Here is a 22,260-nt window from a genome sequence, read left to right on the forward strand (position 1 = left end):
GCACCGCGAGCGGACGGCGTCGCTCGCGGGGGCAGAGCAGCGGCTTGCAGAAGCCGCTGCCGGGCGCGCGCTGCTGGAGGCGCAGCGCGCCGCCAGAGCCGGCGAAGCTGCGCAGCACCTGGAGCTGCTGCGCGGCGCCGAAGCGGCTGCTCATACAGCGGCTGAGCAGCTGGAGCAATACTGCGGCGAGCTTGAGGCCGCGCTCGCCAGCCGCGAGGTCCACCGCTTGTCACTCACGCTGGCCCAAGGGCTGGAAGCGGGACAGCCTTGCCCGGTCTGCGGCAGTGAACATCATCCCTCTCCGGCATCCGCTCAGGAGGACGGGGAGCGTGCAGTACGGGAGGAAGAACTGCAGAACGCGCGGACATTGTCCAAGCGGATATTCGAGGTACGTCATTCACTCCGCAGCGTGCGGGAACAGGATTCGGCCTGGCTGGAACAGATTTATGGGGAAGACGCCTTGATTTCTTCTGTACAGGCAGCGGCAACAGCGGAGGGGTTAAGCGAAAGCATCACCGGAATTGGTACAGCAAGTGCTGCAATGAACTCGAACTCTGAAATTAGCAGTAATCTCGCTTCTGTAATTTCGGAGGAAAGCTTCTTAACCCGTTTTGAGGCGATACTCCTGCAGCGTAAGCAGGAATCAGCAGCTCTGCGGAGTGCAGCAGCCCAGTGGCAAACTTCAGTGCAGGATGCCCAGCAGTATTTCCATAAAGAATCAGCGGCAGCCGAAGCAGAAAGATCCTGGCACGCTGGTCTTGCTGCTAAGGCAGAAGAAGAGCAACGCCAGCTTCATTCATTACGCCAAGACTGGACCAGTCGGTTCCCGGATCTGGCACCGGAGGATGCGGAGAAGGCTTACAGCGAAATGCTGTCAAAGGACGAGCAAGTTGAGGAGATACGCGGGAGACTGGAGATCAGTGTCAAGTTCCTCGACGAGAAGAACACAGTATTATCCGGGCTCGTAGAGGAAAACTCCGGCCTTGAAATTGAACTTGCCCAGTGGAATACCCAGCATGAGAGCAAGACAGAGCTGCTTAGTGAGAAAGAGCAACGCCTGCAGCTCTATACAGGCGGTCAGCAAGCGGGGCCTCTGCTTGAGGAATGCGAGCGGCGTTTGCGCACTCTTGTAGAAGCTGTGGAAGAAGGCAAGAAGGCTCATCGCGATTCTGCAGATAAAGCGCAGCATGACAGCAAGAATGCGGCGATTGCCCGCCAGGCAGAAGTTTCAGCCCGGGAACATCATACAGGGGCAGAGCAGACATTCTCGGAGCGGTTATCTGCTTCACCATTCGCCTCCGCCCAGGAAGCCGAAACGGCTTCCCTCAGTCCCGAGGAACGGAGCCTATCATCTTCCCGTGTCCGTACCCATCGTGAACAGGAGGCGGAAGTGAAGCTGCAGCTGCGTCACATTGACGAGAAGCTGGACGGTGGTAAGCTGAGTTCCGATGAATGGCTGGAGAGTGAGGCTGCGATGCGTAAATGTAAAGAGGAGGATGAATTGGCGCTTCAGAGCCGGGCGCGGGATGAGCGGGATGTTGAGGATATCCGGCACAAACATATCCGCTGGAAGATACTTGAGGAACAAAGAGTGGAGCATGCGCAGACACAGGACCGGCTGTCGAAGCTGCAGTCCTGCCTCCGCGGTAATGCTTTTGTGGAATATATCGCTGAGGAGCAACTTATGCAAGTATGTCAGGCTGCTTCGCAGCGTCTGCGTTTCTTGAGCAAGCAACGGTACGCGCTCGAAGTGGATTCCGGGGGAGGATTCGTAATCCGAGACGACGGGAACGGTGGTGTTAGACGCCCGGTGTCCACCTTGTCTGGCGGAGAAACCTTTTTGACTTCATTATCACTGGCGTTGGCGCTTTCCGCACAGATTCAACTACGCGGCCAATATCCGCTACAATTCTTTTTCCTGGACGAGGGTTTTGGTACGCTTGACCCCGATTTGCTGGATACGGTCATTACTTCACTGGAGAAACTTCATAATGATCAGCTCTCTGTAGGAATTATTAGCCATGTCCCGGAACTGCGTGCAAGACTTCCCCGGAAGCTTGTGGTAGTGCCTGCGGAGCACGGTGGAGGGGGTTCTAGAATTATTTTGGAAAAAATGTAAAACGGTTTGTCCTGTGTGATAATAATCACAGATACAGTATCAGGGCGCTGTTATAATACAGCTAAGCCGACATCATTTAGGAACACCTCGGCGGACGTATGACTGGGAGAACAACTCCTTATTATACGTCCGCCGCCGAATCAGCTCTCTGAGCTGTAAGGGTGTTTCTTTTTTTTGTCTTTTTTTTGTTGTACTATGTGCGGTAGATGAATAATTATCTTGTTGCTGGACAAGGGTCGGGCCATTTCTCATCTGTTACTGATACAGCTTGCCGAATTATAGAATCAGGCATCTTCAGGTCATACACCCCGCGCTTCCGTTAACCCTTGAATCCGTGATATGATGTGTGCAACTTCAAAACTTTAGGAGGAAGCCGTCATAATGGAGACTGTGTTCAGCAAAATTATTGAAGGGACCATTCCCTGCAAGAAAGTATTTGAGAATGAACGGATACTAGCGTTTTATGATATCGAGCCTGCCGCACCCGTGCATGTATTGATCATTCCGAAGAAACCTATTCCTTCCATGAATGAGGTTACTGCGGAGGATTTACCGCTTATTGCCGAGCTTCACAGTGTAGCTCAGCAGATTGCAATTGATTTGGGAGTTGCAGAGTCGGGATACCGTCTGATCAACAATTGCGGACCTGACAGCGGACAGGCAGTGCCTCATTTACACTACCATTTGCTGGGTGGAGCCCGGCTCGGAGCATTGACCGGTAACTCCTCTTCACACGCCTAAATCAAGATATGTTTGTAAAACGTGAAAAAAGAATGGCTGGACGGTTGACACGATATTTTAGTTTGACCTATAATGTAATTTGATGAACCGTGTTTGAGCTCTTGGACGGTCTGTTTGGAGGGAGGGGAAACTGGTGTCTGAAACGAAAGTTCGCAAAAACGAGTCAATTGATGCTGCACTTCGTCGCTTCAAACGTTCCATCGCTAAAGATGGTGTCTTGGCTGAGGTGAAGAAACGTAAACATTATGAAAAGCCAAGCGTTAAGAAAAAGCTGAAGTCTGAGGCTGCTCGTAAGAGAAAGTTTTAGGAGGATTACCCACGCATGAATCTTAGCGAACGATTGAACGAAGATATGAAGCAAGCGATGAGAGACAAGGACAAGTTCACACTTTCCACGATTCGCATGATTCGTTCGACAATAAAGTATCTTGAAATAGATCTGAAGAGAACATTAGACGACAACGAAGTGCTTGATATCTTAAGCCGTGAAATCAAACAGCGCAAAGATGCCCTCCAGGAATTTGAGAATGCGGGTCGCGATGAGCTTGCTGCGAGTACGAAGGCAGAAATCGAGATTATCCATAAGTATCTTCCCGAACAGCTTACCGAAGAAGAAATTAAAGTTATTGTACAGCAGACCATCCAGGAAACCGGTGCTTCTTCGAAAAGTGATATGGGCAAAGTTATGAGCGCGCTGATGCCTAAGGTTAAAGGCCGCGCCGATGGTAAGCTTGTGAACCAGGCGGTTCAGCAATTTCTGCAATAATATAGCGCTAACACCCCTTGTATAAGGGGTGTTTTTCTTTTTGTATGCAAATATTTGGAACGCTAAACGGAAAGTATCGTAATACGGCTTAGCAGACACCATACATATATGGATATGAATCATGGGAGAGAGGAGGAATTGAATTGAAAGGACTACGAGGAATGGCCAGAACCGGAATCGCAGCAGCGTTGCTGATTATATTATGCTTGCTGCCGCTTCTGCCGGCGGGTGCAGCAGGAACATCAGGTTCAGCAGGAAGTGAACCCAAGAACGGTCCGGTGTTTATAATTCCGGTGGATCAGGAAATCGAACGGGGGCTGCAAAGTTTTTTGAAACGGGGATTTGAGGAAGCCGCGAACTATGGTGCAGTCCTGATTGTGCTCGAGATCGATACCCCTGGGGGTCTGGTGGATAGTGCGGAAGAGATTGGAAGCATGGTCAGGGAGAGTGAAATCCCAACGGCAGCCTATATTAAAGGCGACGCAGCTTCTGCCGGAAGCTATATCGCGCTGAATGCTAATCATATCATCATGAAGCCGGGAAGCATGATCGGCTCTGCTTCACTCGTGAATATGACCGGTAAGGCTGTAAGTGACCCTAAACTGGTCTCGTATTGGAAATCAAAGATGGTCGGGGCGGCGGCCCTAAATGGACGTGACCCGGAGATAGCAGCAGGAATGACTGACAGTAACATCGTCGTCGATAAACCAGAACTCGGAGTCCGTAAGGATAAAGGTCAGATTATTGCACTGACCAGTGACCAGGCGCTGATGGCAGGGTATGCAGATGGGATTGCAGATACACCGGAACAGGCCATCTCTTCATTGGGATATTCCACAGAAGACATTTTTCGCGTGGAGCATACCGGAGCAGAGAAAATGTCAAGATTTCTGACCAACCCGATTATTATGACCCTTCTGCTCTTCATCGGTATTGCCGGGATTGTTATAGAGCTGATTGTGCCAGGCTTTGGTGCTCCGGGAATTATAGGGATCGTTGCTTTTGTGCTATATTTCTTCGGGAACTATGTTGCCGGCTTTGCAGGTGCGGAGACATGGCTGCTGTTTATTCTGGGGCTAATTATGCTGGTGATGGAGTTGTTCGTGCCTAGCTTCGGTATCTTGGGGCTGCTGGGTTCTGCCAGTCTTATAGCAGGCGTTGTAAGGGCTGCTTACAGCTTCACACATGCACTCTTTAGTCTGGGCATCGCATTCGCCGGGGCGACCGTGGTAATCATTGCAGTAGCTGTGCTCTTTAAAGAGCGCGGCGTCTGGAACCGGTTCATCCTGAAGGAGAGTCTTACCAAGGATCGGGGATTTGTACCTGTACAGGAGAAAATCATGCTGATTGGTGGCAAGGGTACCAGTATTACGCCGCTGCGTCCTTCCGGAACGGCAATTATTGAAGGGGAACGGGTGGATGTCGTTACCGAGGGCGGTTTTATTGCTGCGAATCTTTCGGTTATCGTAGTGAAAGTAGAAGGCAGCCGCATCGTAGTAAAGGAAGTAGAATAGGTTTGTACAGTTAAAACATCACATTTATCGGAGGAACAATACATTATGGGTGAAGCTTCTTTAATTACTTTATTGCTGATTGTGGTAGCTGGGATTATCTTACTCAGCGTCTTTTTTAGCTTTTTTCCGGTTATGCTCTGGGTTTCAGCTTGGGCTTCTGGTGTAAGAATCGGGATTATCACTCTGGTTGCCATGAGGCTGCGCCGCGTAACCCCAAGCCGGATTGTTAATCCGTTGATTAAAGCTACCAAGGCGGGACTTGGTCTTAATATTAACCAGCTTGAAAGCCATTATCTCGCTGGCGGTAATGTGGATCGCGTCGTCAATGCACTGATTGCAGCGCAGCGTGCTGACATTCCTCTTGAGTTCACACGGGCTGCGGCCATCGATCTGGCCGGACGCGATGTGCTTCTTGCTGTACAGATGAGCGTTAACCCGCGCGTGATCGAAACGCCGGTGGTTGCCGCTGTTGCTAAGAACGGGATTGAAGTCAAGGTCAAAGCGCGCGTAACGGTACGTGCCAATATCGACCGCCTTGTCGGCGGTGCGGGTGAGGAGACCATTATCGCCCGTGTCGGTGAGGGGATCGTAACGACTGTGGGCTCCAGTGATTCCCACAAGGATGTCCTGGAGAATCCGGATTCCATCTCTCGTACCGTTTTGTCGAAGGGGCTTGATTCCGGAACTGCCTTTGAAATTCTGTCCATCGATATTGCTGATATCGACGTAGGTAAGAACATTGGTGCTTATCTGCAGACTGAGCAGGCCGAAGCGGATAAGCGCATCGCTCAGGCTAAGGCAGAGGAACGCAGAGCCATGGCGGTAGCGCATGAACAAGAGATGAAAGCCCGCGTAGTCGAGATGAAGGCCAAGGTTGTCGAAGCCGAGTCCGAGGTTCCACTCGCCATGGCTGAAGCACTGCGCGGCGGTCAAATGGGTGTAATGGATTATATGAACCTGAAGAACATAGAGGCGGATACACAAATGCGGGGCTCCCTGGGCAAAATCAATGAGCAGGACGATAACCAGGACAATCCCAAAACCAATAAATAAAGGGATGTGAGCCGCTGTGACCTGGGTTTCTGTTATAGCTGTAATACTATTCGCGGTGATATCCAATGTGAATAAAGCGCAAAAAGCAAAAAATAAAGGTCAGCATTCTCCGCGGGGCTCCATGCCGAGCTTCGGGGGCGGCGTGAAAAGTGTGTTTGATAAAATGGGTGAGATGCAAGAGCCTTGGGATGCCGGCAAGCGGGGCAAGTCAAAGAGCGGATTTCCTACCCCAGGAAGAAACAATGAGTCATCACCCGCGCCTGTAGTGCCCAAACGGGCCAGCTCACCTTACGGCAGCTTCTCTGGTGATTCTCCATCCTCGCGGTTACCTGATGCCGATAGCTGGAGTGGTGAAGGCGTATCGCTAGAACAGCCTTGGCGGAGTAATCTAGAAACCAGGGCGGAGTATATACAGCAGGACATGGACCGTCTGCGTGATGGCTTCGGGCGCTCTGGTGGGGATGAGATGAAGCCGAGTAAGGCTATTACTACTGCCGTTAGTCCAAAACCACAGCCTTCTTCAATTTCGCCTGACTTGGATGTTAAGCAACTGCGAAATGGTCTGATTTGGGCTGAAATTCTGGGACCGCCGCGTTCCAGGCAACCACATCACACCTCCAGGAGAAGATAACTTCATTTACGGATCGGGCAATGCCCGCAATTCCTTATACAGGGAACTGCGGGCTTTTTATGTGCGTTTTGTGTTAAGTCTCAATAGAACTAAACTGCGCGTTACGGGTTGCTTCCAGTCCGGAATTTCTCATAAATATAGGCGCTGCAGCATAAGGTGTAAAGTAAAGAAAGGGGGGGCCTCTATATATGACCCGGATCGGCCGGAGGCTGCGGGGATGGACGGATGGGATGCTGGATCTGCCGCAGGACCTGATGCATGATCTTCCCCGGATTACCCTGATCGGCAATAAGGAACTGTATATTGAGAATCATCGCGGTGTATTGCATTTCTCCTCCGTGATGCTGAAGCTTGCCCACTCCAAAGGTACATTGGAAATTTCCGGGCAGGGCCTAGAGATCCGAAGTATTCTGGGCCAGGAAATGGTCATTGAGGGGACGATCGGCGATATCAAATATAGGGAAGGCGGGGAGAGTTCATGAAGCAAGAACCTTTTTCATGGCTGCGGGGATCTGTAACACTACAAATAACCGGACCGCAGGTGGAAATGTTTATTAATATACTGACCGGGGGAGGCATAGTGATCTGGGACGTGAGACCACTGCAGAGTGGCGTGTGTTTTACGCTGCTGCTGAATGATTTCTATGCGCTCCGTCCGCTTTTAAGAAAGACAGGCTGTCATATGCATATCACTGGTCGGAAGGGACTTCCTTTTGTGATGGCCAAGCTATGGAAACGGAAGTTTTTTGGGGCAGGGCTGCTGCTCTTTGGTGTTGCACTTGTGCTGCTGTCGTCCATGGTATGGAATGTAGAGGTGGTCGGCAATGAACGTATTGCCACAGAGGATGTGCTGGACGCTGCGCGTCAGGAAGGGATTTTTACCTATCAGTGGATTTGGCGTATGGACAACCCGGACAAGCTCTCCAAAGAGCTGACGGCGCGTCTGCCCGGGGTATCCTGGGTAGGATTGCAGCGGACGGGCACTTCGGTCAAGATTCAGATCGTTGAAGCGGTGCAGCCTGAGCAGAAGCCGTTATACAGCCAGCGCCATCTGATCAGCAGAACGGATGCCGTTGTGACGGATATCTATGCCGAGCAGGGAAGACCTGTAGTAGAACGCAATGACCGGGTCAAGAAAGGGGATATTCTCATTTCCGGTACTCTTGGGGATGAGCAGAATATGGAGTTTGTCGTGGCCAAAGGCGAGGTCAGAGGCTTGGTTTGGCATGAATACAGCATCAGTGTTCCGCTAACAATAAAATCCAGTGCATATACGGGAGAACGTAAGGATCATGCCTATCTGGTGCTGGGGAAATGGGCGGTTCAGCTCTGGGGTTATGGGGACTCACCTTTTGAAAAGTCGAAGATTCTAACGGAAGACAATCCGCTGACCTGGCGTTCGATCAAGCTTCCGATCGGGTGGATGACGGAGAAGGAATTGGAGCTTCAGGAGGTCACGGAGACCCTCACACCTGAAGCAGCCCGCAGCAAAGGACTGGAGAACGCACGCAGCGATATTTTAGCTCGTTACGGCAGCGACAGTGTGATCAAAAGCCAAAAAATTTTGCATGAGAAGAAAGAGAATGGTAAAGTTTATATGAAAGTGCTTTTTGAAGTAGAAGAAAGAATTGCGGAGGAACTTCCGTTAGTATATAACCGAGGAGAATGAGGCTACTTGTCAGAACAGACTGCAAGCATACGGATATCTTTGCAAAATGCGGGAGAAGCGTTGTCATTGTTCGGCCCGCAGGATGGATTTCTAAAAATCATCGAGAGTGAAATTCCGGCAGTGATTGACTCGCGCGAAGCCGAATTTACAGTACGTGGTGCGGAGCAGGAAGTGGAGATGCTGGGTCAGCTCTTCAATGTGCTGCTATCCCTGATCCGTAGCGGATATGTTCTTAGCGAACGCGATATTCAGTATGCTGTGGAACTGGCCAAGGATTTCCGTGCTGAACAGCTGCTGGATTTATTTAAAGGCGAAATTACAACGACCTTCCGCGGACGGCCTATCCGTGTCAAAACCATTGGACAGAAGCACTATGTAACGACCATTAAGAAACGGGACATTGTATTTGGTATCGGACCAGCGGGTACTGGCAAGACATACCTGGCAGTAGTTCTGGCTGTTGCTGCGCTTAAAGAAGGGTCGGTCAAAAAAATCGTACTTACCCGTCCAGCAGTGGAGGCTGGAGAAAGTCTAGGCTTTCTGCCGGGCGATTTACAGGAAAAGGTGGACCCGTATCTCCGTCCGCTGTATGATGCCTTATATGACGTCATGGGACCAGAACAGGTCGCCAAGGCGCTGGAACGCGGGCTTATTGAAATCGCACCGCTTGCCTATATGCGGGGACGCACCTTGGATGATTCCTTTATTATTCTAGATGAAGCACAGAACACGACACCGGAGCAAATGAAAATGTTCCTGACACGACTCGGTTTCGGGTCAAAGATGGTCATTACAGGCGATGTTACCCAGATTGATTTGCCACGGGGCAAAAAATCAGGTCTGATCGAAGCCAAAGCGATTTTATCCGGTATTGAAGAGCTTGGTTTTGTTTTCTTCGGGGAGCAGGATGTAGTCCGGCATTCCCTGGTACAGAAAATAATCGTTGCCTATGACCGCTTTGCCGAAAACCTCGACTAAAAAGGGGATTGTCTTCATGGCCTCAAAGCAACCGTCCAAACTCAGCGGATTCGTATACAGCAACAGCGGCTGGAAGTATAGCGCGGTCACGCGCTATGCTCTCTTTGTGTTGCTAGGTGTTCTATTCTACTTCACACTGGCACCCGATCTGCTGCCCAAGAAATATGACATCAAAGAAGGTACGAAGAGTGCCAAGGAAATCATTGCGCCGATGCAGATCCCTGATAAGAAGGCTACTCTGCAAGCACAGGAAGAAGCCGTTGAGCAGGTACAATTCAAGTATAAAATTATTCCGATCCACAGTGAGAATCTTATAACCTCATTGCTTGACCGGATCGACCGCCTGAACCAGGATGATTCGATCTCCCAGAGCGATAAGACCGGGATCTACCGAGAAGAAATACCGCAGCGGGCTTCTGATTTCATCCTGAGTTTTGTGGCCTCTGCACGCAGCAGCGGTACGTATTCGGAGAATCTACTAACTGAGATGCAGAAAGTCATTAAGGATCAGACGTATTCCATTCCTGAAGAAACATTTATCAAGATCCCGCGCTTGACCTCTGAAGATATCATTGAAATGAAGCCTGTGGCCCGCGAGATTGTCATCCGGCTCATGAATGATCAGATCCAGGAAGCCCAGACTGTCCGTGCGAAAGTTGCTGAACTGGTCAGTGTAAGTTCACTGACTCAGCGGACGGCGCGGGAGGTTGTGCAGGAGCTGACCCGTCTGGTCATTACGAGTAATAAATTCTACGACGAGGATGCTACCAAGGAAGCTGAGGTGCAGGCCCGCGAGAATACGCCAACGGTGAACATTAATCAGGGAGACGTACTTGTTGCCAAGGGGCAACTGATCACACCGGAATTATATCAGCTGCTGGATGAGAGCGATCTGCTTAAAAATGAGGTGAATTACTGGCCTCAGTTTGGTCTGCTGCTTCTAGTAGCCATGTTGTCCTTCGGTCTGCTAATGTTCATTCAATATACCGGCACGAAAGGTTTCAAATATAATAACTCCCAGCTGTTAATGCTGGTTCTTGTATTTGTCATTACTATCATTTCGATGCGGCTAGCAGCCTTTTTACAAAGTGATACCCGTACTTATGTCGGGTTCTTGGCTCCTGTAGCGATCGGAGCTATGCTGGTCGCTATGTTACTGGATCTGACGCTTGCCTATTTCTGCACCATCTTGTTCGCTATTCTGGCCAGCATTATTTTAAATACGCAGCAAAACACGGTGTTCGATTTCACGTACGGCTTTTTTGCTCTTGTTGTTTCATTCGTAGCGATTTTTGCCACACACCGGGCCGGGCAGCGTTCCACCCTACTTAAGGGCGGGATTATGTCTTCCCTGTTCGGCTCCTTAACCGTATTCACGCTGACTTTACTCGGCGGCGGCGTCTGGAATGAGATTGATACCTTGTATGCGATCGGATTTGCCTTCGCTGGCGGGCTTCTAACGGCGGTTCTGGTTATCGGGATTATGCCGTTCTTTGAGACTACGTTTGGCATTCTCTCCGCACTTAAACTCGTGGAGCTCTCGAACCCGAACCATCCGCTACTGCGAAAGCTGCTCACAGAAACACCGGGAACCTATCATCATAGCGTAATGGTAGGGAACCTCTCAGAGGCTGCCGCAGAAGCCATCGGCGCAGACGGCCTGTTGTGCCGGGTAGGATCGTATTATCACGATATCGGTAAGACGAAACGTCCGATTTACTTTATTGAGAATCAGAATAATATGGAGAATCCGCATGATTCCATAGAACCGATGCTCAGTAAATCTATCATTGTAGCGCATGCCCGTGACGGTGTAGAGATGCTGAAGGAGTACAAACTGCCTAAACCGATCAGAGACATTGCGGAGCAGCATCACGGGACTACATTCCTGCATTATTTTTATCATAAAGCATTGCGAATTGCGGAAGAAAAAGGGATGGAGCCTGATTTTGACGAGGACGATTTCCGCTATCCAGGTCCGAAAGCTCAATCCAAGGAGGCTGCGGTCGTAGGAATTGCCGATAGTGTGGAAGCTGCTGTCCGTTCCCTGCGCAAGCCTACTGTTGGGCAAGTGGAAACGATGATTGAGAAAATTGTAAAAAGCAGGCTCGACGACCATCAGTTCGACGAGTGTGATTTGACTATCAAGGAACTGGAGACTATCTCGCGTACACTTAAGGAAGCGGTCATGGGTATTTTCCACTCCCGGATTGAGTATCCGGAAGATGTGCGCAAACCGAAAAAAGAGGAAGGGGCTGTTCATGCATGAGCCTACAAATAATTTGGAATAACGAACAGGAAGAGTTGGAGATTACGGAATCTCTCATCGCCCTGTTGGAGAATGTTTTGCAAAAAGCCGGAGAGCTTGAAGGAATAGATGAGGGGGATGTGGATCTCACCTTTGTTGATAATGATCGCATCCATGAACTGAATAAGGAGTTTCGCGGGATTGACCGCCCAACTGACGTGCTTTCATTTGCTATGAATGAGGCAGGCGAGGACGAGCCGGAAATCATTTATGAAGTGGAAGAAGAGGAGGAAATTCCCGTTTCCTTTGGAGATATTATTATTTCGGTAACCCGGGCGAAGGAGCAAGCGCTCGATTATGGCCATTCACTGGAACGTGAGCTGGGATTCCTGTTCGTTCACGGATTCCTTCATCTGCTCGGTTACGATCATCAGGATGAGTCTTCCGAAGCCGAAATGATGTCTAAACAGGAAGCCGTGCTGGCTCAGGTAGGACTTACCCGCTAATGGCCAAGAATACGGCCGTGGGACACAAAAAGTTCTGGCACTCTTTCCGGTTTGCAGCCCATGGTATTGCCAGTGCCTTTAAAAGTGAGCTGAATATGAAGGTACATAGCGGTCTGGCAGTGGTGGTGCTTCTACTCGCAGCCCTGTTCAGGCTGCCGGCATCAAGCTGGATGTTTCTTATGCTAGCTATAACACTTGTGTTGACTGCAGAGCTGCTTAACACGGCTGTGGAGTCGGTAGTAGATCTTACCTCGCCGGAAGTCCATCCGCTGGCTAAAAAAGCCAAGGATACTGCCGCAGGGGCCGTGCTGCTCACTGCAGCGTTTGCCTTGATTACCGGAATTTATGTTTTTTACCGGCCTGTGATAGACTGGATTAGCGGATTTATGTCATAATCAATGTACAATTGAATTCACAGGAGAGGCGGACCAGCGCTTTGCGACTCCGCTATCTTTAATTCCCAATTTTCTGCGAATTTGACGTAGCTTAGAATATACTCAAGAAGCTAGTTTTGCTCAGCAAAACGTTTAGGGGGATAACTATGGATTCAACACAACTTCTACAAGAAGCCATTAAAGCACGTACCAACGCATATATCCCGTATTCCCGCTTTGGAGTGGGGGCAGCGCTTGTTGATCAGGACGGCCATGTGCATCATGGCTGCAATGTAGAGAATGCCGCCTTCGGCCCAACGAACTGCGCCGAAAGGACCGCATTATTCCGCGCCATTGCCGACGGTCATAAAGCTGGCAGTTTCAAGGCGATTGCTGTTGTTGCCGATACAGAAGGCCCAGTCTCGCCCTGCGGTGTCTGCCGTCAAGTCATGGTGGAGCTCTGTCATCCCGACATGAAGGTGATCCTCGGCAATCTGAAAGGTGATGTCCAGGAGACAACCGTACGCGATCTGCTTCCGGGAGCTTTCGGCCCTGCCGATCTGGAGCAGGGACAGGCAGATGGAAAGTAACTAGACGGTGCATTAAGTATTGCTGTAAGTGTTAACTTAAAAGAAAAGTTTGAATACCGGAAGGAAGATTATATGAAATTCAAATCAGGGTTTGTGGCCATTGTCGGCAGACCGAACGTAGGCAAATCAACACTAATGAACCAGGTGATCGGACAGAAGATTGCTATCATGTCAGACAAACCTCAGACTACAAGAAATAAAATTCATGGTGTGTATACCCATAACAATTCCCAGATTGTCTTTTTGGACACGCCCGGGATTCACAGACGCCAGTCCAAACTTGGCGATTACATGAATCAGACCGCGCTCGGGACTCTTGGTGAAGTAGAGGCTGTACTCTTCCTGATTGACGCTGCTGAAGGTCTTGGCGGGGGAGACCGTTACATTGCCGAGCAATTGAACGGGATTACTACACCGGTTATTCTTGTCATGAATAAAATGGACAAGCTTGAGCCGGAAGCGTTGCTGCCGCTCATGGCCGAATATCGGAAGCTTCATGATTTCGCCGAGATTATACCGATCTCCGCCAAGCTTGGCAGCAATGTGAATACGCTGCTGGAGCAGCTGCAGAAATATTTACCTGAAGGTCCACAATACTATCCTGAAGATCAAATTACTGATCACCCGGAGCAGTTTGTCTGCGCAGAGCTTATTCGTGAGAAGATCCTGCATATGACTCGTGAGGAAGTGCCGCATTCCATCGCTGTGACTATTGAGGATATGAAAGTGGAATCCAACGGCGTCGTTCATATTTCGGCGGTTATCTTTGTGGAACGTGATTCCCAAAAAGGGATTATCATCGGCAAGCAAGGTGCTCTGCTGAAGGAAGTGGGCAGACGGGCCCGCACCGATATCGAGAATCTGCTCGGCTCCAAGATCTTTTTGGAATTGTGGGTTAAAGTGAAAAAAGATTGGCGTAACCAGGATCGTGTTCTTCGTGATTTAGGCTTCCACAAGGATCTTTAAGACTCCCCCAAAAAGGGGACTGGCAGGAATTGCAAGGATAGATCCTCGTTCATCGCACATCCTAACTTCGAAGAGACATCGTGTTTCCGAAGAAAGGATGAATACCCATGCGAGACTTTTCGTGGAAGTATTTTACGATGACTGGAGATGTCGATGCTTATCTGCTGTACAAGCAAGCTGGTGAGCCCATATCGGACGCCAGTAGACTGCCTGTGGAGGACGAAGAGACCTATGACGAAGAAGCACAGTAAGGACTGGTTGCTTGCCGAATGGTTGGGGGAAGAGGCATGCTACACAGGGTGGAAGGGATCGTCATCCGCAGCATGGACTACGGTGAAGGGAACGCAATCATTACGCTTTGCACCGAGAACGCCGGTAAGGTAGGAGTTCTGGTACGCGGAGCGAAGAAAGCGAAAAGCCGCCATGCCGCGTTGATTCAGCCGTTTACCGTCGGACAGTTCGCCTATTTCAGGAACAATAACGGCGGACTGGGAACACTGAATTCAGGTGAAATTACAGTGTCTCATCATCCGTTGCGCGAGGATCTCGTTAAAGCCGCATATTCCTCTTATGCATGTGAACTGCTGGATCGTGTCCTTCATGATGAAGAAACTGGAGGTTTCTGGTTCCGGCAGCTTGAAGCGTGTCTGAATGCACTGGAAGAGGGGAAAGAACCCGGAGTTATTATCAATTTATTTGAAATGAAGATTCTTCAGGCAGCGGGATATGCTCCGGAGCTGGATCAATGCGTGGTTTGCGGCAGGGAGAAACCCGATGATCAGCTGTTTGTCAGTCCCCGGCTTGGAGGCGTGCTGTGCCGAAGCTGTAAGCATCATGATCCGCCAGCGCTGGACATTTCACCGCGGGCGCTGAAATTGCTTAGACTTTTCGCGAAGCTCGATCTGACCAGACTCGGTAATGTGGATGTTAAAGAGGATACTCGCACGGAGCTTAAGAAGATTATGAGAACGGTTATGGATATCCAGCTTGGGCTTCGTCTCAAGTCTCAGAGTTTTCTTGACCAGCTCGACAAGTATAATATTTGACGGATGGATAAAATTCCGGTACTATAGGTACAGTTTCTTGTAGTGAATAGGTGGGCTGCTCTCCAAACTAGTGGAGACGTGCTGTGAACGGGAAAGTAATGGACGACGGTTCTTATTCAGCGAGCGGGGGATAGTGCAAGCCCGGCAGGACAATGTTCATGAAATGGCATCCGGGAGTACGTTAGGCGGCACTTTAAAAGTGGATTTCGGATCACGAAATCAAGTAGGGTGGAACCGCGGGAGAATGTTAAGCTCTCGTCCCTATGTCTGTATATCAGGCATGGGGGCGGGAGCTTTTTGTATTGCCGGAATGTCTCCCCTGATTACCATTTTGATATACGCAGTGAAGTAATAAAACTTTGAAAAAGTGAAGGAGCCGGTATTATGAATTTTCAGCAGATGATCTTAACGCTGCAGCAATTTTGGGCGGAGCACAATTGTATAATCGTCCAGCCGTATGACACGGAAAAAGGGGCAGGTACGATGAATCCCATGACCTTCCTGCGCTCGCTTGGTCCTGAGCCATGGAAAGTAGCCTATGTGGAGCCTTCCCGCCGTCCTTCTGACGGACGATACGGAGAGAATCCGAACCGTCTGTACCAGCATCACCAGTTTCAGGTGATCATTAAGCCTTCGCCTGACAACATTCAGGAAATCTACCTCGATAGCCTGAAGGCGCTTGGTGTCGATCCGTTGCTCCACGATATTCGTTTTGTGGAAGACAACTGGGAGAATCCGTCTCTGGGCTGCGCAGGTCTTGGATGGGAAGTATGGCTTGACGGTATGGAAATTACGCAATTTACGTACTTCCAGCAGGTAGGTGGTATTGAGACCAGTCCCGTAGCCGTAGAGATTACATACGGTATGGAGCGTCTGGCTTCTTATATCCAGGAGAAAGAAAATGTATTTGACCTCGAGTGGGTGAACGGAATCTCGTATGGAGACGTATTCCATCAGCCGGAAGTTGAACATTCCACGTATACCTTTGAAGTATCGGATGTTAAAATGCTGTTCAACTTGTTTAACACCTACGAAGAAGAAGCCCGTAGAGCAATGGAGAACCACCTGGTATTCCCGGCTTATGACTATGTCTTGAAATGCTCACACACGTTCAATCTGCTAGACGCTCGTGGAGCGATCAGTGTAACAGAACGGACAGGCTTTATCACCCGGGTGCGGAATCTGGCCCGGACGGTAGCTGCAACATATATGGAGGAGCGCGAGAAGCTGGGCTTCCCGCTGCTGAAGAGAGAAGGTGCGGAACATGTCTAAGGATTTATTGTTTGAAATCGGTCTAGAGGAAATTCCCGCCCGCTTTATCCGGGCGGCTATGGAGCAGCTTCAGGAGCGGATGTCCAAATGGCTGGAAGCTTCACGTATCGCCAATGGTGGAGTAACTGCTTATGCGACACCACGCCGGCTCGCGGTACTGGTCAAGGATATGGCCGAGAAGCAAGAGGATATCAATGAAGAAGTTAAAGGGCCTGCACGCAAAATCGCACTGGATGCTGCCGGTGAATGGAGCAAGGCAGCACTTGGTTTCGCCCGCAGCCAGGGTGTAACTCCTGACCAGTTCACATTCAAGGAGCTTGCCGGAGTGGAATATATCTACGCTACAAGAAGCAGTGCCGGTGTAGAGACCGCTTCCTTGCTAGCCGAGGGATTGTACAGTATCGTCAGCGCTATGACCTTCCCTAAAAATATGCGCTGGGGCACATATGATTTCAAATTTGTTCGTCCGATCAAATGGATCGTAGCCCTTTTTGGTTCAGAGATCGTGGACCTGGAAATTACAGGTGTTCAAGCGGGGAATGTCAGCCGTGGCCACCGTTTCCTCGGTACAGAGACTGTTATCTCCCAGCCTTCTGAATATATTGAAAGTCTCCGCGCCCAGCATGTGCTTGTGGATGTGAAAGAACGCGAGCAACTCATTTTGAAGCAAATCAATGAGCTTGCGGCGGACAAAAACTGGACGATCGCAATCAAGGAAGACCTGCTGGAAGAAGTACTATTCCTGGTGGAGACACCTACTGTGCTCTTCGGAACCTTTGATCCTTCCTTCTTGAATATTCCGCAGGATGTGCTAATCACTTCCATGCGCGAGCATCAGCGGTATTTCCCGGTTCTTGATACTGAAGGCAAATTGCTGCCATTCTTCGTAACCGTACGTAACGGCAACGCAGTGTCGCTGGATGTGATTGCCAAAGGTAATGAGAAGGTGCTTCGTGCACGTTTGTCAGATGCGAAGTTCTTCTATCAGGAAGACCAAAAGCTTAAAATCGAGGATGCGCTGGCTAAACTGGAGAATATCGTCTACCACGAAGAGCTGGGCAGCATTGCCGATAAAGTGCGCCGTGTCCGGAAAATCGCCGATGCTCTGGCTGCCAAATTGCAGCTTTCAGGTTCGTCGGCTGCAGAAGTTTCACGTACTGCAGATATCTGTAAGTTTGATCTGGTTACGCAAATGGTCTATGAATTCCCCGAGCTTCAAGGCACGATGGGTGAAGATTATGCCCGCAAGGCTGGCGAGCCGGAGACTGTGGCTAAAGCGATATTCGAACATTATCAGCCGCGTTTTGCCGGTGACTCCGTTCCTTCCACTGAAGCGGGGTATGTAGTCAGTATCGCTGATAAAATCGATACGATTGTCGGCTGTTTCTCCATCGGTATCATCCCGACAGGATCCCAGGATCCTTACGCGCTGCGTCGTCAGGCTGCCGGAATCGTACAAATCGTACTGGAGCATAAACTTACGATTGGACTCACTGAAATCTTTGAAATTGCAGCAACTGTTCATGAAAATTCACGGAAAATGAAAACTTCTGGTACTGAGCTGCGTATAAACCTTTACGAGTTCTTTGGCCTCCGCGTCAAACGGTTATTAACTGACAATGTTCGCTATGATGTAGTGGATGCGGTTATCGCTGCCGGCTACGATGATATTGTTGCAGTTGTAGCCAGAAGTCGTGCCCTCTATGATGCGGTTCAAACCCGTGAGGATTTCAAAATCACCGTTGATTCCTTTACCCGTGTCAGCAATCTGGCTGCGAAATCTCAAGGCGGTTCCATCAATCCGGCCCTGCTGACAGATGCTGCCGAAGTGAAGCTGCACCAGACTTGGCAGTCTTTACACGCTTCGTACCAGGAAGCACTGGCAGCAAGAAATGCTGATGAGGCGCTGAATATTCTTTCCGGTCTTAAAGAGGACGTTACCGGATTCTTCGATAAGGTTATGGTTATGGCAGAGGATGAACAGGTTCGTGCGAATCGTCTTGCACTATTAGCCGCTATCGATACAGACACCAAATCGTTCGCTGATTTCGGCAAATTGGTCTGGTAATAAGCCTTTTGCTTGATTTCCCACAAAATATAGACTTCTTATGGTATAGATTGATGGTTTAGGGTATAAATATACGGAACGGTGCCAATGCGTATCTTTGACATCCGTTCCGTATTTATGCTTTTCAAAGAAGGATTTAAATGTGATCAGCGCGTATATATATTACACGGGAAATCGGTGACCCTTATGGAAATGAAGCAGGGAAGAACCATTGTAGTCGATGGAGATGCTTGTCCGGTCAAGAAAGAAATCGCTGCTGTCGCCCGTAACTTTGGCATTCCGGTATTGATGGTGTCTTCTTACGACCATGCACTTCAGGCGGAGGAAGGTGTAACCGTGGTGCAGGTGGACCGCGGAGATCAAAGTGCCGATATATATATTGCCAACCATATGAAGCCGGGGGATGTTGTCCTGACACAGGATTATGGGCTAGCGGCGCTGGCGCTTGGCAAACGCTGCAGTGCACTTTCCTTTCGTGGACGGGAATATGAAGATTCCACCATGGATTTTATGCTGGAGGGCAGACACGCCAGAGCGGTTGAAAGAAGAAAAGGACATTATTCTAAAGGCCCAAAAGCAATCACGGCGGAAGAAAAAAATTTTTTTCAACATAAACTGACAAAACTTTTAACATTTTTGCAGGAGAACGTGCAAGAGTAGCGAATTATATTTATTTGTTAAGGGATGAAGGTGGTTGAGGTGGCTAGCGGGCACGGAAATATCCCTGAAGAAGTAATCGAAAGTGTGCTGGCTCGGCATGATATTGCTGAAACCGTCGGCAAGGTTGTCCAGCTAACCAAGCGTGGGAAATATTTATGGGGCCTCTGTCCTTTCCATTCGGAAAAAACCCCCTCCTTCACTGTTACGCCGGACCGGGGAGTGTTCCATTGTTTCAGCTGCGGCATGGGTGGTAATGCCATCAAATTCAGGATGGAAATCGAAGGACTCTCCTTCCCCGAAGCCGTAAAAATCATGGCTGAAGAAAGCGACATTCCTATTCCCGAAGGTAATGGAGGCATATTGTCTCCTTCTGACCCTGTCCGCGACCGATTGCTGCAAGCCTATGAATGGTCTGCGAAATTCTATCATTTTCTGCTGAAGAACACGGAATACGGCAAAGCCGCAATGGAGTATTTGAAATCCCGTAATTTCAGCGACAAAATGATTGATCAATTCCAGATTGGCTATGCACCTGACAGGTGGGACACATTACTTCAGTTTTTGGAAAAAAGGAATTTCGATCTGGATGAAATGGAGAAAGGTGGTCTTTTGGCTGCGAGGGGTGAGGGAAAGGGGTATATTGACCGCTTCCGCGGAAGAGTTATTTTTCCCATTCACAACCGGGCAGGTAAGGTTATTGCCTTTGCCGGAAGAATTCTCGGGGATGGACAGCCGAAATATTTAAATTCCCCGGAGAGTAAGCTTTTTAATAAAAGCCGTATTCTGTACAATCTGCATCAGGCGAAAGCATCCATCCGCAAAACCCGGCAGATCGTTCTGCTCGAAGGATATGGAGATGTCATTTCATCCTGGGATTCAGGCGTGCATAACGGCGTGGCAACGATGGGAACTTCGCTTACAGAGCAGCATATTGCTTTAATGAAGAGTATGGCAGATGAGATTATATTGTCTTATGATGGTGACCGTGCTGGACAAGCTGCTGCGATGAAGGCTATTCCGCTGCTGGAAGGGAACGGACTGCGCGTTAAAGTAGCGGTGCTTCCGACCGGGCTTGACCCGGATGAATTCGTATCCCGCTATGGCGGTGACAGATTCAGGGATCAGGTTATCGAGTCTGCGGTTTCATCGGTGAAATTTAAGCTTATATATCTGAAAAAAAACCATATACTCCTAGAGGAAGATGGTAAAATCGCATATGCAAAAGAAGCGCTTGAGATCATTGCCCAGCTGCATTCATCAACGGAAAGAGAGGTTTATCTGAGGGAAATTGCCTCTGAATTGAACCTGTCCTACGATAGTTTAAAGCAGGACTGCAATCTGCTCAGAGCTTCGATGCAAAAAAACATTCCCGAAGGGGATAATAACGATAAAAGGTGGAATAATGGTAGGCATAAAAAAGGGCATGTTCAGACTCCAACGCTGCTGCCTGCTTATCATGTAGCGGAACGACGCTTGCTGTCCTTCATGCTGCAGGATCCGGAAGCCGCCCATTATGTGGGAGAACGCCTCGGAGAAGCTTTTAATATCGATGATCATGCGGCAATTGCCGCTTATCTATACGCCTTTTACGCACAAGGCAAGCCACCGGATATCAGCCGGTTTCTGTCATCGCTTCAGGATGATCGTCTGGAGAAGACCGTAACGTCGATATCCATGATGGATACACCACCCGATTGGAATGTGCAGGTTCTGGACGATTGCATCCGGGAAGTACTGAAGTTCCCTATGCAGCGTAAGCTGCAGCTGAAACGGGAAGAGATGATCGGAGCGGAGAAAGCCGGAGATTTTTTACGAGCAGCACAAATCGCAAGTGAGATTATAGCCCTAGAGAGACAATGAGATGAATGACAGGATGTACCTAGGGAGGAGGGAGTCGAATTATGGCGAACGATCAGCATACTGAACTGGAAGCCGAATTTACTTTGGACCAGGTCAAGGATCAACTTATTGAGCACGGCAAGAAAAGATCATCATTGAACTACAAGGATATTATGGAGAAATTATCGCCGTTTGATCAGGACCCCGAGCAAATGGAGGAGTTCTACGAACAGCTGAGTGACCTGGGAATTGAAGTTGTTAATGAGAACGACGAAGAAGTTACGACGCTCCGTCAAGGTGAGGACAATGAGGGCAATGATAATGATGACTTCAGCTTTGACGATGATTTGTCACTGCCGCCGGGAATCAAGATTAATGACCCTGTCCGTATGTATCTGAAAGAAATCGGCCGGGTACCTTTGCTGTCAGCTGACGATGAAGTCGAACTGGCAATGCGGATCAAGAATGGTGATGAAGAAGCCAAGAGACGGCTTGCGGAAGCGAATCTTCGGCTCGTGGTAAGTATTGCTAAACGTTATGTCGGACGTGGAATGCTGTTCCTGGATTTGATTCAGGAAGGTAACATGGGTCTGATTAAGGCTGTTGAGAAATTCGATCATAACAAAGGTTTCAAATTCAGTACTTACGCTACATGGTGGATCCGTCAGGCTATTACCCGTGCAATCGCGGACCAAGCCCGTACCATCCGGATTCCGGTGCATATGGTGGAGACCATCAATAAGCTGATTCGCGTATCCCGTCAACTGCTGCAGGAGCTTGGACGTGAGCCTTCTCCGGAAGAAATCGCAGCTGAAATGGAATTGACCGTAGAAAAAGTTAGAGAAATCATGAAAATTGCTCAAGAGCCGGTTTCTTTGGAAACGCCGATTGGGGAAGAAGATGACTCGCATCTGGGCGATTTTATCGAGGATCAGGAGGCACTCGCTCCGGCAGATGCCGCAGCGTATGAACTGCTGAAGGAACAGCTGGAGGATGTGCTGGACACGCTCACTGAGCGTGAAGAGAACGTACTTCGCCTGCGGTTCGGACTTGATGACGGTAGAACACGTACACTCGAAGAAGTAGGCAAGGTCTTTGGCGTAACGCGCGAGCGGATTCGTCAGATTGAAGCCAAAGCGCTGCGCAAGCTGCGTCATCCAAGCCGCAGCAAACGGCTCAAGGACTTCCTGGAATAGACGCTTGGAACAGAACCTTCTGCT

The 22,260-nt window shown here is 49.5% G+C and carries 22 protein-coding genes; all 22 read left to right on the plus strand.

Annotated elements, in window-relative coordinates; genetic code table 11:
- Nucleotides 1–2,119 (plus strand): SbcC/MukB-like Walker B domain-containing protein (locus tag ACAN55_RS22185; protein WP_379138149.1); only part of this gene is annotated, 2,119 nt, incomplete at its 5' end.
- A 381-nt stretch (nt 2,120–2,500) separates the two neighbouring features.
- Entirely contained in the window at nt 2,501–2,860 is a 360-nt protein-coding gene (locus ACAN55_RS22190; RefSeq protein WP_379138152.1) for a histidine triad nucleotide-binding protein, read from the plus strand.
- A gap of 133 nt (nt 2,861–2,993) precedes the next feature.
- Nucleotides 2,994–3,167: a 30S ribosomal protein S21 gene (gene rpsU, locus ACAN55_RS22195; protein ID WP_379138156.1), complete on the plus strand. Its 174-nt coding sequence runs from the start codon at nt 2,994–2,996 to the stop codon at nt 3,165–3,167.
- A 15-nt stretch (nt 3,168–3,182) separates the two neighbouring features.
- Nucleotides 3,183–3,626 carry a GatB/YqeY domain-containing protein gene (locus tag ACAN55_RS22200; RefSeq protein WP_379138159.1) on the plus strand — a complete coding sequence of 148 codons (444 nt, stop codon included), beginning with the start codon at nt 3,183–3,185 and terminating at the stop codon, nt 3,624–3,626.
- A gap of 161 nt (nt 3,627–3,787) precedes the next feature.
- On the plus strand, nt 3,788–5,140 hold the full coding sequence (locus ACAN55_RS22205) for an NfeD family protein (RefSeq protein WP_379138253.1): 1,353 nt from the start codon (nt 3,788–3,790) through the stop codon (nt 5,138–5,140).
- A gap of 45 nt (nt 5,141–5,185) precedes the next feature.
- Nucleotides 5,186–6,193: a flotillin-like protein FloA gene (gene floA, locus ACAN55_RS22210; protein WP_379138162.1), complete on the plus strand. Its 1,008-nt coding sequence runs from the start codon at nt 5,186–5,188 to the stop codon at nt 6,191–6,193.
- A 67-nt stretch (nt 6,194–6,260) separates the two neighbouring features.
- Nucleotides 6,261–6,824, plus strand: a complete 564-nt coding sequence (locus ACAN55_RS22215; RefSeq protein ID WP_379138164.1) for a hypothetical protein — start codon at nt 6,261–6,263, stop codon at nt 6,822–6,824.
- A gap of 188 nt (nt 6,825–7,012) precedes the next feature.
- Entirely contained in the window at nt 7,013–7,306 is a 294-nt protein-coding gene (gene yqfC, locus ACAN55_RS22220) for a sporulation protein YqfC (RefSeq protein ID WP_379138167.1), read from the plus strand.
- A complete protein-coding gene (gene yqfD, locus ACAN55_RS22225) occupies nt 7,303–8,493 on the plus strand; it encodes a sporulation protein YqfD (protein ID WP_379138170.1) in 1,191 nt (396 codons plus the stop codon). Before yqfC ends, yqfD begins: the two co-directional genes overlap by 4 nt.
- Nucleotides 8,494–8,499: 6 nt before the next feature.
- Nucleotides 8,500–9,471, plus strand: coding sequence for a PhoH family protein (locus tag ACAN55_RS22230; protein ID WP_379138173.1), 972 nt, complete (start codon nt 8,500–8,502; stop codon nt 9,469–9,471).
- A 16-nt stretch (nt 9,472–9,487) separates the two neighbouring features.
- The gene (locus tag ACAN55_RS22235; protein WP_379138176.1) at nt 9,488–11,740 is read left to right on the plus strand and encodes an HD family phosphohydrolase; all 2,253 of its coding nucleotides are present in this window, start codon (nt 9,488–9,490) and stop codon (nt 11,738–11,740) included.
- Complete coding sequence (ybeY, locus tag ACAN55_RS22240) at nt 11,737–12,225, plus strand: rRNA maturation RNase YbeY (protein ID WP_379138179.1); 489 nt, start codon at nt 11,737–11,739, stop codon at nt 12,223–12,225. Before ACAN55_RS22235 ends, ybeY begins: the two co-directional genes overlap by 4 nt.
- Complete coding sequence (locus tag ACAN55_RS22245; RefSeq protein ID WP_379138182.1) at nt 12,225–12,620, plus strand: diacylglycerol kinase family protein; 396 nt, start codon at nt 12,225–12,227, stop codon at nt 12,618–12,620. Before ybeY ends, ACAN55_RS22245 begins: the two co-directional genes overlap by 1 nt.
- A 146-nt stretch (nt 12,621–12,766) precedes the next feature.
- Nucleotides 12,767–13,189, plus strand: coding sequence for a cytidine deaminase (locus tag ACAN55_RS22250; protein WP_379138185.1), 423 nt, complete (start codon nt 12,767–12,769; stop codon nt 13,187–13,189).
- A gap of 72 nt (nt 13,190–13,261) precedes the next feature.
- On the plus strand, nt 13,262–14,155 hold the full coding sequence (era, locus tag ACAN55_RS22255) for a GTPase Era (RefSeq protein WP_379138188.1): 894 nt from the start codon (nt 13,262–13,264) through the stop codon (nt 14,153–14,155).
- 107 nt (nt 14,156–14,262) lie between these two features.
- Nucleotides 14,263–14,406, plus strand: a complete 144-nt coding sequence (locus tag ACAN55_RS22260) for a YqzL family protein (protein ID WP_379138192.1) — start codon at nt 14,263–14,265, stop codon at nt 14,404–14,406.
- A gap of 36 nt (nt 14,407–14,442) precedes the next feature.
- The gene (gene recO / locus ACAN55_RS22265; protein ID WP_379138195.1) at nt 14,443–15,201 is read left to right on the plus strand and encodes a DNA repair protein RecO; all 759 of its coding nucleotides are present in this window, start codon (nt 14,443–14,445) and stop codon (nt 15,199–15,201) included.
- A gap of 384 nt (nt 15,202–15,585) precedes the next feature.
- Entirely contained in the window at nt 15,586–16,473 is an 888-nt protein-coding gene (glyQ, locus tag ACAN55_RS22270) for a glycine--tRNA ligase subunit alpha (RefSeq protein WP_379138197.1), read from the plus strand.
- A complete protein-coding gene (gene glyS / locus ACAN55_RS22275) occupies nt 16,466–18,541 on the plus strand; it encodes a glycine--tRNA ligase subunit beta (RefSeq protein ID WP_379138199.1) in 2,076 nt (691 codons plus the stop codon). The genes glyQ and glyS overlap by 8 nt, the downstream gene beginning before the upstream one ends.
- A 192-nt stretch (nt 18,542–18,733) precedes the next feature.
- Complete coding sequence (locus ACAN55_RS22280) at nt 18,734–19,201, plus strand: YaiI/YqxD family protein (RefSeq protein ID WP_379138202.1); 468 nt, start codon at nt 18,734–18,736, stop codon at nt 19,199–19,201.
- A 24-nt stretch (nt 19,202–19,225) separates the two neighbouring features.
- Nucleotides 19,226–21,061 carry a DNA primase gene (gene dnaG / locus ACAN55_RS22285; protein ID WP_379138205.1) on the plus strand — a complete coding sequence of 612 codons (1,836 nt, stop codon included), beginning with the start codon at nt 19,226–19,228 and terminating at the stop codon, nt 21,059–21,061.
- Nucleotides 21,062–21,102: 41 nt separating this feature from the next.
- Complete coding sequence (gene rpoD / locus ACAN55_RS22290; RefSeq protein WP_379138207.1) at nt 21,103–22,236, plus strand: RNA polymerase sigma factor RpoD; 1,134 nt, start codon at nt 21,103–21,105, stop codon at nt 22,234–22,236.
- The last annotated feature ends 24 nt before the right edge of the window (nt 22,237–22,260 follow it).

This window comes from Paenibacillus oryziterrae, assembly GCF_042610485.1.
Lineage (GTDB): Bacteria > Bacillota > Bacilli > Paenibacillales > Paenibacillaceae > Paenibacillus_AQ.

What these genes read in the sequence shown, in the direction of transcription:
- ACAN55_RS22280 (WP_379138202.1), top strand. Translation starts at nt 18,734, where the DNA reads ATGAAGCAGGGAAGAACCATTGTAGTCGATGGAGATGCTTGTCCGGTC.
- floA (WP_379138162.1), top strand. Translation starts at nt 5,186, where the DNA reads ATGGGTGAAGCTTCTTTAATTACTTTATTGCTGATTGTGGTAGCTGGG.
- glyS (WP_379138199.1), top strand. Translation starts at nt 16,466, where the DNA reads ATGTCTAAGGATTTATTGTTTGAAATCGGTCTAGAGGAAATTCCCGCC.
- ACAN55_RS22200 (WP_379138159.1), top strand. Translation starts at nt 3,183, where the DNA reads ATGAATCTTAGCGAACGATTGAACGAAGATATGAAGCAAGCGATGAGA.
- rpoD (WP_379138207.1), top strand. Translation starts at nt 21,103, where the DNA reads ATGGCGAACGATCAGCATACTGAACTGGAAGCCGAATTTACTTTGGAC.
- ACAN55_RS22245 (WP_379138182.1), top strand. Translation starts at nt 12,225, where the DNA reads ATGGCCAAGAATACGGCCGTGGGACACAAAAAGTTCTGGCACTCTTTC.
- ACAN55_RS22205 (WP_379138253.1), top strand. Translation starts at nt 3,788, where the DNA reads ATGGCCAGAACCGGAATCGCAGCAGCGTTGCTGATTATATTATGCTTG.
- ACAN55_RS22250 (WP_379138185.1), top strand. Translation starts at nt 12,767, where the DNA reads ATGGATTCAACACAACTTCTACAAGAAGCCATTAAAGCACGTACCAAC.
- ACAN55_RS22260 (WP_379138192.1), top strand. Translation starts at nt 14,263, where the DNA reads ATGCGAGACTTTTCGTGGAAGTATTTTACGATGACTGGAGATGTCGAT.
- yqfD (WP_379138170.1), top strand. Translation starts at nt 7,303, where the DNA reads ATGAAGCAAGAACCTTTTTCATGGCTGCGGGGATCTGTAACACTACAA.
- ACAN55_RS22190 (WP_379138152.1), top strand. Translation starts at nt 2,501, where the DNA reads ATGGAGACTGTGTTCAGCAAAATTATTGAAGGGACCATTCCCTGCAAG.
- recO (WP_379138195.1), top strand. Translation starts at nt 14,443, where the DNA reads ATGCTACACAGGGTGGAAGGGATCGTCATCCGCAGCATGGACTACGGT.
- glyQ (WP_379138197.1), top strand. Translation starts at nt 15,586, where the DNA reads ATGAATTTTCAGCAGATGATCTTAACGCTGCAGCAATTTTGGGCGGAG.
- era (WP_379138188.1), top strand. Translation starts at nt 13,262, where the DNA reads ATGAAATTCAAATCAGGGTTTGTGGCCATTGTCGGCAGACCGAACGTA.
- yqfC (WP_379138167.1), top strand. Translation starts at nt 7,013, where the DNA reads ATGACCCGGATCGGCCGGAGGCTGCGGGGATGGACGGATGGGATGCTG.
- dnaG (WP_379138205.1), top strand. Translation starts at nt 19,226, where the DNA reads ATGAAGGTGGTTGAGGTGGCTAGCGGGCACGGAAATATCCCTGAAGAA.
- ACAN55_RS22235 (WP_379138176.1), top strand. Translation starts at nt 9,488, where the DNA reads ATGGCCTCAAAGCAACCGTCCAAACTCAGCGGATTCGTATACAGCAAC.
- ybeY (WP_379138179.1), top strand. Translation starts at nt 11,737, where the DNA reads ATGAGCCTACAAATAATTTGGAATAACGAACAGGAAGAGTTGGAGATT.